Source organism: Microbacterium azadirachtae (assembly GCF_025583665.1).
GTDB classification, from domain to species: domain Bacteria; phylum Actinomycetota; class Actinomycetes; order Actinomycetales; family Microbacteriaceae; genus Microbacterium; species Microbacterium azadirachtae.
On the sequence record NZ_CP099706.1, the window covers coordinates 2,235,291 to 2,247,590 of the forward strand.

Annotated in this window: 11 protein-coding genes; 3 read left to right on the forward strand and 8 right to left on the reverse strand. The window is 72.3% G+C overall.

Features of this window, described 5'->3' with window-relative positions; genetic code table 11:
* Window positions 1-5: 5 nt before the first annotated feature.
* From NFX31_RS10685 to NFX31_RS10705, 5 genes are all read right to left on the reverse strand, one after another.
* Entirely contained in the window at window positions 6-1,046 is a 1,041-nt protein-coding gene (locus tag NFX31_RS10685; protein WP_262955681.1) for an LOG family protein, read from the reverse strand.
* Between the two features lie 79 nt (window positions 1,047-1,125).
* Window positions 1,126-1,557 (reverse strand): cupin domain-containing protein, encoded by a 432-nt coding sequence (locus NFX31_RS10690; RefSeq protein WP_045251736.1) that lies wholly within the window; start codon window positions 1,555-1,557, stop codon window positions 1,126-1,128.
* Window positions 1,554-2,150 (reverse strand): pyridoxine/pyridoxamine 5'-phosphate oxidase, encoded by a 597-nt coding sequence (locus tag NFX31_RS10695; RefSeq protein ID WP_262955682.1) that lies wholly within the window; start codon window positions 2,148-2,150, stop codon window positions 1,554-1,556. The genes NFX31_RS10690 and NFX31_RS10695 overlap by 4 nt, the downstream gene beginning before the upstream one ends.
* Before the next feature lie 19 nt (window positions 2,151-2,169).
* Window positions 2,170-3,927, reverse strand: coding sequence for a proline--tRNA ligase (locus NFX31_RS10700; RefSeq protein WP_262955683.1), 1,758 nt, complete (start codon window positions 3,925-3,927; stop codon window positions 2,170-2,172).
* Window positions 3,928-3,997: 70 nt separating this feature from the next.
* Entirely contained in the window at window positions 3,998-4,771 is a 774-nt protein-coding gene (locus NFX31_RS10705) for an isocitrate lyase/PEP mutase family protein (protein WP_091477534.1), read from the reverse strand.
* A 53-nt stretch (window positions 4,772-4,824) separates the two neighbouring features.
* Between NFX31_RS10705 and NFX31_RS10710 the strand changes: the two genes are divergently transcribed.
* The gene (locus tag NFX31_RS10710; RefSeq protein WP_262955684.1) at window positions 4,825-6,243 is read left to right on the forward strand and encodes an RNB domain-containing ribonuclease; all 1,419 of its coding nucleotides are present in this window, start codon (window positions 4,825-4,827) and stop codon (window positions 6,241-6,243) included.
* Entirely contained in the window at window positions 6,230-7,582 is a 1,353-nt protein-coding gene (locus NFX31_RS10715) for an erythromycin esterase family protein (protein ID WP_262955685.1), read from the forward strand. The genes NFX31_RS10710 and NFX31_RS10715 overlap by 14 nt, the downstream gene beginning before the upstream one ends.
* Window positions 7,583-7,598: 16 nt before the next feature.
* Here the strand turns inward: NFX31_RS10715 and NFX31_RS10720 are convergent, their stop codons facing one another.
* The 3 genes from NFX31_RS10720 to ispG are packed head-to-tail and all read right to left on the reverse strand — an operon-like array spanning window position 7,599 to window position 10,115.
* Complete coding sequence (locus NFX31_RS10720) at window positions 7,599-8,057, reverse strand: GNAT family N-acetyltransferase (RefSeq protein WP_420847438.1); 459 nt, start codon at window positions 8,055-8,057, stop codon at window positions 7,599-7,601.
* 40 nt (window positions 8,058-8,097) lie between these two features.
* Entirely contained in the window at window positions 8,098-8,967 is an 870-nt protein-coding gene (locus NFX31_RS10725) for an alanyl-tRNA editing protein (RefSeq protein WP_091477368.1), read from the reverse strand.
* Entirely contained in the window at window positions 8,964-10,115 is a 1,152-nt protein-coding gene (ispG, locus tag NFX31_RS10730) for a flavodoxin-dependent (E)-4-hydroxy-3-methylbut-2-enyl-diphosphate synthase (protein ID WP_175491204.1), read from the reverse strand. The genes NFX31_RS10725 and ispG overlap by 4 nt, the downstream gene beginning before the upstream one ends.
* Window positions 10,116-10,346: 231 nt before the next feature.
* On the opposite strand from ispG, the gene NFX31_RS10735 reads away from it, so the two are divergent.
* On the forward strand, window positions 10,347-12,257 hold the full coding sequence (locus tag NFX31_RS10735) for an anthranilate synthase family protein (RefSeq protein WP_262955687.1): 1,911 nt from the start codon (window positions 10,347-10,349) through the stop codon (window positions 12,255-12,257).
* The last annotated feature ends 43 nt before the right edge of the window (window positions 12,258-12,300 follow it).

A 12,300-nucleotide genomic window follows, 5' to 3' on the forward strand; every position in this document is an offset into this window, starting at 1 on the left:
GCCGCTCAGGCGGACGGAGCGGATCCCAGCCGGTTGATCGCGCCGATCAGCCGGAACAGGGACCCCACCGCGCGCTGGTCGAGGTGCAGGGTGAGTCGCGGCAGGTCGAGCTGATCCTTGTCCGCGAGCTCGACGGGCAGCGGCCCGCTCCCCTCGATCCGCCCGGAGGAGAGCATGGACCCGAACTGCTCGTTGAGCTGCGCGATCTCGTCGCCCGTGGGCTCGGCGCGCAGGCGCAGCACGAGGACGTCCCCGACCCAGCGCAACGAGTCGTAGTTGCGCCAGAATCCGGTGATCGCCGCAGTGGCCTCGTCGACCGAGTCGGTGATGCGCACCCGGTCGAAGTCACCCGGCGAGATCACCCCGGTGGGCGCCAGATCCTCCTGCACGAAGCGCTCCAGCCCGTGCCAGAAGGTGCCGCCGGGCTGGTCGAGGAGCACGATCGGCATCGGCTCCGCCTTGCCCGTCTGCTGCAGCGTGAGCAGCTCGAACATCTCATCGAGCGTGCCGAACCCGCCGGGGAGGCAGATGAAGCCGCGCGACTCCTTCATGAGCATGAGCTTGCGCGTGAAGAAGTACTTCATCGCGACGACGTGCTCCTGCTCCGCGACGATCGTGTTCGCCTTCTCCTCGAACGGCAGCCGGATCGACACTCCCAGCGAGCGGTCGGGCCCCGCGCCCTCCGCCGCGGCCTGCATGATCCCGGGGCCTGCACCGGTGACCACCATCCAGCCTTCCGCCGCGAGCGCGGCCGCGACGTCGCGCGCCTGCCGGTAGAGCGGATCGTCCTGCGCGGTGCGGGCGGAGCCGAACACCGTGACCTTGGGCACGCCACGGAACGGCGCGAACAGCCGGAACGCGTCGCGCATCTCGCTGAGCGCCGCCGAGGCGATCTTCAGGTCGAGGCGGTCGGTGCGGTCCTCGCCCAGCAGCACCGCCGTCTGCAGCATCCGCAGCACGAGGCGCCGGTCGGCGTGCACTCCGGCGTCGTCGAGCACGGCGTTGATCTCGGCGCGCAGGGCCGGCGGGAGCAGTTCTTCGGTCATGGCTCCAGCGTGTCACGCCGTCCGGCCTCCCGAGCGCGACCGCGCCGGGGCGGCCGCCGGCCCGAAGCGCCGCGAACGGTCATGCCCAGGGCATCGGCCGGTCGGTGATGCGCGTGCTGTCGTCGGGAAGGTGCGGAAGCTGCTCGCCGCCGGCGCGGATGCAAAGCCAGCGCAGCTCGCCGGGGCTGTCCGGACGGGCGCGCCAGGTGCGCGGCACGCCCTGGCCGACGCGCACCACCGTGCCGGGGGCGACCTCGACGACGTCGTCTCCGACGCCCATCTGCCCGAGTCCGGCGAGGAACACGTAGAGCTCCTCGATCTGCGCATGCGTGTGCCAGTAGCCGGCCTCCTCGCCGGGCACCAGGGCGTTGGCGGTCATCCCGATGTACTGCATGGTCAGCTCATGGTCGACGACGCGACGGCCGTCGCGCGACCGGGCCTCGTCGAATCCGCCGTGGAACGCCCGCCAGTCGTCCGGGCTTCCGATGTCGGTGATCTCGTAGTCGCTCATGCGTCCTCCTCGTGCGTGCGGTCTGCGGCACCCTGTCCGCCGTGCCAGGTCCGGATCCAGCCCGAGGCGGCCCGCGTGTAGACGATGCGCGTGTGGCGGCGATCCTCCGCCCCCTGCCAGAACTCGACCCGGCTCGGCACGATCCGCCAGAGCACCCAGTCGCCCTCGGCCACTCCGGCGCGCGCGGCGGCCGAGCGTGCGGCGAGATCGGCGGCGCTCTCCTCGGCGGAGGCCTCCTGCACCGGACCCCGCACCCGCACCGCGCGCACGACGGGCTGCCACCAGAAGTTCAGCGCGGCCGCGGGATTCGCCGCGAGCTGGCGTCCCTTCGCCGACGAGCGGGGACCGGCGAAGGCCCAGCCGCGCTCGTCGACGTCCTTCAGGATGAGCGTGCGCGCATCCGGCATTCCGTCGCCGTCCACGGTCGCCAGCGTCGCGGCGTGCGGCTCGGCGACGCCCGCCTCCGCCGCCGTGGTGATCCAGTTCAGGAACAGCGCGAGCGGCTCGTCCGGCACCGACCCCGGGTGCAGTGCGGGGGCGGTCCCGGTGAGCGCCGGACGGGACCTCAGCCAGGCGGCGGGGGTGATGTCCATGCGAGGGGATCCGTCGCGGTCAGCGCGCCGCGAGCCGCTGCAGCGCCTCGGCGATCGTGAGCGTGTCGCGCTCGCCCGTACGGCGGTCCCACAGCTCGACCTGGCCGTCGGCGGCGCCGCGGCCCACGACGAGCACGCGCGGGATGCCCACGAGCTCGGCGTCGCCGAACTTCACGCCCGGGGAGACCTTGGGACGGTCGTCGTACAGCACGTCCAGCCCCGCGGCCTCGAGCTGCGCCGCCGCGTCCTCCGCCACGTCGAAGGCGACCTGGTCGCGGCCCGCGGCGACCACGTGCACGTCGAACGGCGCGACCGAGGCGGGCCAGATCAGGCCCTTCTCATCGTTGTTGAGCTCGGCGATGATCGCGAGGATGCGGGTCACGCCGATGCCGTAGGAGCCCATCGTGACGGTCACGAGCTTGCCGTTCTCGTCGAGCACCTTGAGTCCGAGCGCCTCGGCGTACTTGCGGCCGAGCTGGAAGACGTGGCCGATCTCCATGCCTCGAGCCAGATGCACAGGTCCCGAGCCGTCCGGGGCCGGGTCGCCCTCTCGCACGTTCGCGATCTCGACCACCCCGTCCGCCGAGAAATCACGGCCGGCGACGACCGAGTGCGCGTGCTTCTGGTCGATGTTCGCGCCGGTGATCCAGCTCGTGCCCTCCCCCACCCGCGGGTCGAGCAGGTAGCGGATCCCGGTGGCCGACTCCTCGCCGAGGATGGCTCCCGTAGGCGACCACGGGCCGATGTACCCCTTCACCAGCAGCGGATTGTTCTCGAAGTCGTCCGTCGTCGCGGGCTCGACCTCGGCCGGGGCGAAAGCCACCTCGGCGCGCTTCTCGTCGACCTCGCGGTCGCCGGGGATGCCGACGACGACGAGCTCGCGGGTGCCGTCGAGATGAGTGAGGGCGAGCACGACGTTCTTGAGGGTGTCGGCGGCCGTGTACTCGCCGTCGAGATGCGCGTTCGCGTGTGCGACCAGGGTCTCGATCGTCGGCGTGTTCGGGGAGTCGAAGATCACCGGCGCCCCGGACTCGTCATAGGGCACGGGCTCCGGCGCCGCCGTCGAGAAGGCCTCGACGTTGGCGGCGTAGCCGCCCTCGGACCGCACGAACGTGTCCTCGCCGACGGGCGTCGGGTGCAGGAACTCCTCGCTACGCGAACCGCCCATGGCGCCCGCGTCGGCCTGCACGATCACGTACTCGAGCCCGAGCCGCTGGAAGATGCGCTCGTAGGCGTCGCGCTGGGCCTGATAGCTGGCGGCGAGCCCCTCGTCGGACGCGTCGAAGGAGTACGCGTCCTTCATCGTGAACTCGCGACCGCGCAGGAGACCGGCACGGGGGCGGGCCTCGTCGCGGTACTTGTCCTGGATCTGGTAGATCGTGAGCGGCAGATCCTTGTACGAGGAGTACAGGTCCTTCACCAGCAGGGTGAAGGCCTCCTCGTGCGTGGGCGCGAGCAGGTAGTCGCCGCCCTTGCGGTCCTGAAGGCGGAACAGCAGGTCGCCGTACTCCTCCCACCGTCCGGTCGCCTCGTATGCCTCCCGCGGCATGAGCGCCGGGAAGTGCACCTCCTGCGCGCCAGCCGCGGCCATCTCCTCGCGGACGATGGTCTCGATCCGCGCCTTCACCCGGAGCCCGAGCGGCAGCCACGCGAAGATGCCGGCCGCCTGCGGTCGGATATACCCGGCGCGGATCAGGAGCTTGTGGCTCGCGACCTCGGCGCCGGCCGGGTCTTCGCGAAGCGTGCGGAGGAAGAAGTTCGAGAGACGAGTCACCACGGCTCAAGTCTAGTGAGGCGCCCGTCCCGCCCCGTGCGCGTTGCAGGGCGGGACGGGCGCGCAGCGCGGATCAGTTGAGCGCGCGCGTGCCGGGCGGGATGATCCCGCCGGCGTAGATCTCCGACGCGTTGTCCTGCAGGGCGGTGAGCGCCACACGCTGCGGCAGCGGGCCGTAGGAGATGCGGGCCACGCCGAGCGCCTCGTACTCGGTCGAGGTGAGGGCCCCGGGGAGGCCGATCACGCTGACCTTGCCATGGCCGATGCCGTCGACCAGCGCCCGCGTCGTGTCGGCGTCGAGGATGCCCGGCACGAACACGCTGGTCGCGCCCGCCTCGACGAACGCCCTGCCGCGCTCGATCGCGTCGGCGAGGGACTCCGCGACCGGACGCCCGCCGCCGCGCACGAACGCGTCGGTGCGGGCATTGAGCACGAAGGGCACGCCTTCGGCCTCGCCGGCGCGGATCATCGCCGCCACGTTCGCCGCGGCCTCGTCCAGCGGGCGCAGGCGGTCCTCGACGTTCGCGCCGACGACGCCGGCGCCGATCGCCAGGCGCACGGTCTCTCCCGGGTCGCCGTAGCCGTCGTCGAGGTCGGCCGTCACCGGCAGCTCGACGGCCGCCGCGATGCGGCCCACCATGTCGAGCATGAGCTCACGCGGGATCGCGCCGTCGGCATAGCCGAACGACGACGCGATGGAGTGGCCGGCCGTGGCGATGGCCGTGGTCTCGGGCAGTACGGCGATCGCCTGCGCGGAGACGACGTCCCAGACGTTCACGACACGGAGGATCTCGGGGGCCGCGTAGAGCGCGGCGAGGGTACGGGCCTTGTCGGCAGTGGTGGTCATGGTCACCACGCTAACGCCCGCCCCCGACGCAGAGGGCGGCTTAGGCTGAACCCATGCCTCAGCGCCGATCGCACGTCGCCCCCTCCGCCGCGCAGTCGGAGCTCGCCACGGCGCTGGCGACGTTGCGCACCGAGCTCGACGCCCCGACCGGGTTCCCTCCGGAAGCCCTCGCCGAGGCCGCCGCGGCCTCCCCCGCGACGCCCGACCTCGACCTGCGCGACATCGCCTTCGCGACGCTGGATCCGGCCGGCTCCATGGACCTGGACCAGGCCTTCCAGCTGGAACGGAGCGGATCGGGCTACACCGTGCGATATGCCATCGCCGACGTGCCCTCGTTCGTCGCACCGGGAGGCGCACTCGACGCCGCGGCCCGCCTGCGGGGCGAGACCCTCTACGCCGCGGACGGGACGATCCCGCTGCATCCGCCGATCCTGAGCGAGGATCACGCCTCGCTGCTGCCGGATCAGGATCGCCCCGCGCTCGTGTGGACCTTCGCCCTGGACGCGGAGGGGAGCGTGTCGGACACCCGGCTCGAGCGCGCACTGATCCGCTCGAGGGCCAAGCTCGACTACGTCTCGGTGCAGGCGGATCTCGACGCGGGGCGGGACTCTCCGGCGGCGCTGCTCCCCGAGATCGGGCGGCTGCGGCTCGCGCAGGAGGCGCAGCGCGGCGGGGCGAGCCTGAACCTGCCCGATGACGAGGTGGTGCGGCACGACGACGGGACCTATGCGATCGAGCGGCGCACCCCGCTCCCCGTGGAGGACTGGAACGCGCAGCTCTCGCTCATGACCGGGATGGTCGCGGCGCAGCTCATGCTGCAGGCGAGGATCGGGATCCTGCGCACGATGCCGCAGCCCGAGGACGCCGCGTTCGAGACGTTCCGGCACCAGACCGAGGCGCTCGGCGTGCCGTGGACGACCGGACGCTACGGCGACTATCTGCGGACGCTCGACAAGGAGGATCCGCGCACGCTGCCGATCCTGGAGGCGGCGTCCGCGCTGTTCCGCGGGGCCGGGTACGTCGCCTTCGACGGGACGGTCCCCGCCGAGACCACGCAGGCGGCCATCGCCGCCCCCTATGCGCACGCCACCGCGCCCCTCCGGCGGCTCGTGGACCGTTGGTCGCTCACCGTCGCGCTCGCGGTGAGCCGTGGGGAGGAGGTGCCCGCGTGGGTGCGCCAGAGCCTCCCGCTCCTCCCCGACCTGATGCGGGCCTCCGCACAGCGGGCGTCGGCGCTCAGTTCCCGCACGATCGATCTCGTCGAGGCGGCGCTGCTGGCCCCGCGCGTCGGCGAGACGTTCGACGCGGTGGTGATCCGGCGCAACGGCGAACGCGGCACGGTGCAGATCGAGGAGCCGCCCGTGACGGCGTCGGTGGCGCTGCCGCCCGAGGCCGTCGCCGGCACTGCGGTGCGGGTCACGCTGACCGCCGCGGACGTCGCGAAGGGGCAGATCTCCTTTGCCGTCGCCTGAGGACGAGCCCGACGCGCTCGGCACCCGGATCCGGGACGACGCGCACTCCTTGCGCACGCTCGATCCGGACGATGACGACGACTCCGACCTCGAGCCGCTGGCCGACATCGTCGGCGACGCCCGCGTGGTCGCGATCGGCGAATCGATGCACCGCGTGCACGAGTTCTTCGCTCTGCGCCACCGGCTGTTCCGGTTCCTGCACCGGCGCGCCGGATTCACCGCACTCGTGACCGAGAGCGGCATGCCGGAGGGCCGCAGGGTCGACACGTGGATCCGCACCGGGGCCGGAGGGCTCCGTGACACCCTCCGCGAGGGCGTCACCTACGGCTTCGGGGCCTGCCAGGAGATGCTCGACCAGCTGACGTGGATGCGGGCGCGCGCCGCGGCCGGCCACGGCGCGCCGCGCTGGTACGGGATGGACCTCCCCGATTCGTCCGCCAGCGCCCTCCCCGGCGTCCTCACGGCCGTCGACCTGCTCGACGACGTGGATCCGCACTACGCCGCGCACGCGCGAGAGAGCCTGCTCCCCCTGTTCGCGTATCTGCCCGGCGACCGCTCCGGGCTGGCCCAGGCGGCACCGACGATCCAGGCCTATCTCGCCCTGCCCGCCGACCGGCGTGCGGGCATCACGGTCGGCATCGCGGACCTCGCCGCACGGATCCGCGCCCGGCGCCGCGAGGAGATCGCCGCACTCGGCGGCGACGCGGAGAGCCGGGAGCGGGTCGACGCCGCGATCCGGGCCGCGGAGAGCGCCCGGGCGGCGGACGCGTTCCTGCAGGCGATGACCGCGGGCGCCGCCCGCACCTGGCCCGCCGCCAACATCCGCGACGCGTGGATGGCCGACACCGTGGAGTGGATCCTGGAGCGCGAGCCGCGGATCGTGGTGGCGGCGGCGAACGGGCACGTGCAGCGCACCCCGTTCTCCGCTCCCCCGTTCGTGCCGGATCCGATGACGACGATGTGCGGGCACCTCGCCGACCGGCTGGGCACCGATCTCGTGGTCATCGGCACGGCCTTCGGCGGCGGCGAGCAGTGGCTGCACCGTCCGACGGTGGACGACGCCCCGGGCCATTCCCGCCCCTTCATCGCACCGCTCGCCCCGCTCGATCCCTCGAGCCTGGACGCCGTGCTGGAGCGCTCCGGCATCGGCGACGCGCTGCTGGATCTGCGCCGGCCGTCCGCGCGCGCAGCCGTGGCACTCGATGCCACCTCCGGATGGCACAACGGCGACGTCCTGCAGCCCGGCTCGGCCCGCGAGGCCTTCGACGCCGTGGCCTTCGTCCGCCGGGTCTCGCCCTGGCACACCTGGATCGACGAGCGCGGCCTCGACCGGCGCTGAGGCTTCCCCCGCGGGCTCAGAGCTCGCGGAGGTAGCAGAGCATCCGGTAGTCCTTGCCCGGCTCCACGTTGACGAAGCCGTGCCGTTCGTAGAAGCGCCGCGCGTCGACGTCGATCTCGTCGACGTTGATGTGCATCTCCCCGCCGCCGCGGGCGCGCACCTCCTGGATCGCGCGCTGCAGCAGCCGCGTGCCGATGCCCCCGCCGCGCAGGTCGGGGATCACGTAGAGCTCGTCCAGTACCGCGAGCGGTCCGTCGCAGTACACGGTGGGGCGCAGCGTGACCACGGCGTAGGCGATCGGATCGGTGGGGTCGCCGACGAACAGCACGAACGCGGCGGGATCGGCGATCAGGGCACGGAACCGCCGCTCGAGCACCTCGAACGGCGGCGACGGATCCCCGAACTCGTCGCCGAAGTCGATCTGCAGCCGGGCCGCGATCGCCGCCTGATCGACCGTGCCGATCCTGATGTCGATCGATTCGTCACCCGCCACGGCCGTCCCCCGTTTCAGGCGTTCACGCCGGCGAACCCGCAGGAACCGCGGTCGTGGTCATCACCAGCAGCTGCTCCGAGAGCTGCAGCGACACCCGGATCGACGCGAACTCCGCGAGCGAGGAGGCGTGCGTGCCGCCGCACAGGATCGACGCGGTGCCCTCGGGCAGCTCGCAGACCCAGCGTCGGCGGTCGACGATGCTCTCGCCTTCGACCTCGATGCGGCTCGGCGCGGCGGACGCGATCCACGCCGCGAGCCGCGCGTTCATGCGCTCTTCGCGCTCTGCCAGCGTCCCGGCGAGACCTTCGGTGTCGAACCCGGCCTTGCGCAGGCTCTTGCCGAGGCGGTACTCGTCGACGGCGCCGTCGGGGCCGATGACGCTCGTCTGATTCGCGCGCCCCTCGAAATCGGGGTTGCCGAGGGCGTCGGATCCGGGATCCTTCCGCCACAGATCGGCGACCGCGAAGTCGAGCGCCAGCGACGCGAGGTGGCAGGCGGTGTGTCCGCGGCTGAGGCCGGCGCGGTACGCGGCGTCGACCGCGGCCTCGACCTCCGCACCCGCGGCGAGCGCCGCGGGGACCGTGTCGACCCGGTGGCCGACCGACCACGTCCAGCCCTCCGCGCCGCGCTTGACCGGGATCGCGGCGCCGATCGCGACCTCGCCCTCGTCGCTGACGGCGGCCATGACGGCCTCGGTCACCGCGACCTCGACGTCGGCGACGCGGAGCGTGCCCCGGTCCCCCGGCTGGTCCGGCCAGGTGTGGTCGACGGGGTGGAACGGCGTGCGATCGAGCACGACGACCGCACCGCTGTCGTCCGGGTTCACGCCGACCACGTGGGCGGTCTCGAGGAGGGATCCCGACGGGAAGGTGACGACGGTGGCGCTGGTCACGAGGTGACGACCTGTGCGGTGCCGAGCGGCGCGTTCGGGCCCATCTCGTCGGCGATGCGGTTCGCCTCTTCGATGAGGGTCGCGACGATGTCCTCCTCGGGCACGGTCTTGATGACCTCTCCCTTGACGAAGATCTGGCCCTTGCCGTTGCCGCTGGCGACACCGAGGTCGGCCTCGCGCGCCTCGCCGGGTCCGTTCACGACGCAGCCCATGACCGCCACGCGCAGCGGCACGGTCATGTCCTTGAGCCCCTCGGTGACGTTCTCGGCGAGCGTGTAGACGTCGACCTGCGCGCGTCCGCAGGACGGGCAGGAGACGATCTCGAGCTTGCGCTCGCGCAGGTTCAGCGACTGGAGGATCTGGTGTCCGACCTTGACCTCCTCAGCGGGCGGTGCGGAGAGCGAGACCCGGATCGTGTCGCCGATCCCCTCGCCGAGCAGGATCCCGAACGCGGTGGCCGACTTGATCGTGCCCTGGAACGCGGGGCCCGCCTCGGTGACGCCGAGGTGCAGCGGCCAGTCGCCCCGCTCCGCGAGCAGGCGGTAGGCCTTGACCATCACCACGGGGTCGTTGTGCTTGACCGAGATCTTGAAGTCGTGGAAGTCGTGCTCCTCGAACAGGGACGCCTCCCACACGGCGCTCTCGACGAGCGCCTCGGGGGTGGCCTTGCCGTACTTCTCGAGCAGGCGCCGGTCGAGCGACCCGGCGTTCACGCCGATGCGCAGCGAGACGCCGGCGTCCTTCGCGGCCTTGGCGATCGCGCCGACCTGATCGTCGAACTTGCGGATGTTGCCAGGGTTGACGCGCACTGCGCCGCAGCCCGCGTCGATCGCCTGGAACACGTACTTCGGCTGGAAGTGGATGTCGGCGATGACCGGGATCTGGCTCTTCTTCGCGATGATGTGCAGCACGTCGGCGTCGTCCTGGGACGGGACGGCGACCCGCACGATCTCGCAGCCGGACGCGGTGAGCTCGGCGATCTGCTGCAGCGTCCCGTTGATGTCGGTCGTCTTCGTCGTGGTCATCGACTGGACGCTGACCGGGGCGTCGCCTCCGACGAGGACCTTGCCGACCTTGATCTGGCGGCTCTTGCGTCGCGGGGCGAGGACTTCGGGGATCCGGGGCATCCCCAGGTTCACAGCTGGCACGTCAACCAGGTTACCGGTGTGCGGCTGGAAGGGATCCGCGAACAGCCGCAGCCGCGAACGTCACGACGGGCGAGGACACCGCCCCGTTGTGATAGTTTCGGCGCATGTCCGCGAACCGCACCTGGTGGCCCGCCTCCTAGGCGGTGAGTTCGCGTACCACGATCCAGACCGCCTTCCGGGGCGGTCTTGTCGTTTCTGCCGCGTCGGATCCCCCTTGCTCAGGAGCCTCAGATGACCACTGCCGACCGGATCCATGCCCTGCCGACCGAGAGCGCCTTCGTGCTGCTGGCCCGCGAGGGCTCGGACAGCGTCGAGCTGCTGACCGGCGAGATCGTCGACGTCGTCGACCTCGCCGACATCCCGCTGGGGGCGGACGGCGCCCGTCGTGAGGTGTTCGCCCTGGTGCCCTACCGCCAGGTGCGCGAGCGCGGCTTCGAAGCGCAGGACGACGGGGCGCCGCTGCGCTGCCTGCTCGTCGACGAGCATCTGCACCTGCCCGCGGACGAGGTGCGCGCCGCGCTGCCGGCCGAGCCGCTGCCGCTCCACGACGGCGGCTTCGATCTCAGCGACGACGAGTACGCCGCGATCGTCGAGCGCGTGATCGCCGAGGAGATCGGCCGCGGCGAAGGCGCGAACTTCGTGATCCGCCGCGATTACACGGCGCGCATCGACGCCGCGACCCCGGAGACGGAGCGGATCGCGGCGCTGACGTGGTTCCGGGCTCTGCTCGAGCACGAGCGCGGCGCCTACTGGACCTTCGCGGTGGTCACCCCCGGCGTCGTGGCGGTCGGGGCCAGCCCCGAGGCGCACGTCGTCGCGCAGGGCGGCGTCGTGACCATGAACCCGATCTCCGGAACCTTCCGCCACCCGGCCGGCGGCTCCACGACGGCCGCGCTCGGCGAGTTCCTCTCCTCCGCCAAGGAGACCGAAGAGCTGTTCATGGTCGTGGACGAGGAGCTCAAGATGATGAGCGCGGTCTGCTCCGACGGCGGGCGGATCACCGGTCCGCACCTGAAGCAGATGTCGCGCCTCACCCACACCGAGTACATGCTCCGCGGCAGCAGCCGCCTCGACCCCCGCGACATCCTCCGCGAGACCATGTTCGCGCCGACGGTCACCGGCTCCCCGATGCAGAACGCGTGCACTGTGATCCGCCGGCACGAGCGCAAGCCGCGCGGCTACTACTCCGGTGTCGCGGCGCTCTTCACCCCGAACGACGCCGGCGGCCACGACCTCGACGCGCCCATCCTCATCCGCACCGTGTACCTCGCCGACGGCCGGCTCAGCGTGCCGGTGGGGGCGACGCTCGTACGGCACTCGGATCCGGCCGGCGAGGTCGGTGAGACCCACGGCAAGGCGGCGGGTGTGCTGGGCGCCATCGGCGCCGTGGCCCGCGACACGGCGGCGGAGTCGCGGGAGGATCCCGACGCGCCGAGCCCCGCGGGCACGCCGGCGGAGGACCCGGGGATCCAGGCCCTGCTCGCGTCCCGCAACGCGCGTCTGGCGGAGTTCTGGATCAATCCGCAGGACGGCGGCGCGCAGTCCACGGCCGCCGCGCCCTTCGCCGGCCGCACCGCGGTCGTGGTCGACGCCGAGGACCGCTTCACGACGATGCTCGCCCACCAGCTGCGCCATCTCGGCCTCGAGGTGCACATCCAGCCGTGGGCGCAGAGCGACGACGCGGAGATCGACGCCGCCGACCTTCTCGTCGCGGGCCCTGGTCCGGGCGACCCCCGCGACGGCTCCTCCGCGCGCATCGCCCGCATGCGGGAGCTCGTGGCGCGACGGCGCGCGAGCGGCCGCCCGCTGCTGGCCGTCTGCCTCAGCCACCAGATCCTCGCGGACTCGCTGGGAATCGAGCTGGCGCCGCTCGCGAGCCCGCACCAGGGGCTGCAGAAGTCGGTGCCCGTGTTCGGCCAGGACGCGTCGATCGGCTTCTACAACACGTTCACGGCCCGCGTCGCCCCCGGCACCACCGCGGTCGGCGTCGCCGAGGTGTCGGCGGATCCGGGATCCGGCGATGTCTACGCGCTGCGCGGACCCGGGTTCGCATCGGTGCAGGGCCACCTGGAGTCGATCCTGTCCCGGGACGGGATGACCACGCTGCAGCGCCTCGTCGGGCACGCACTCGAGGGGCGCTGAGCGCCCTTCCCCCGGGCGCACGAGGAGACGCCGCCGGTCCCGA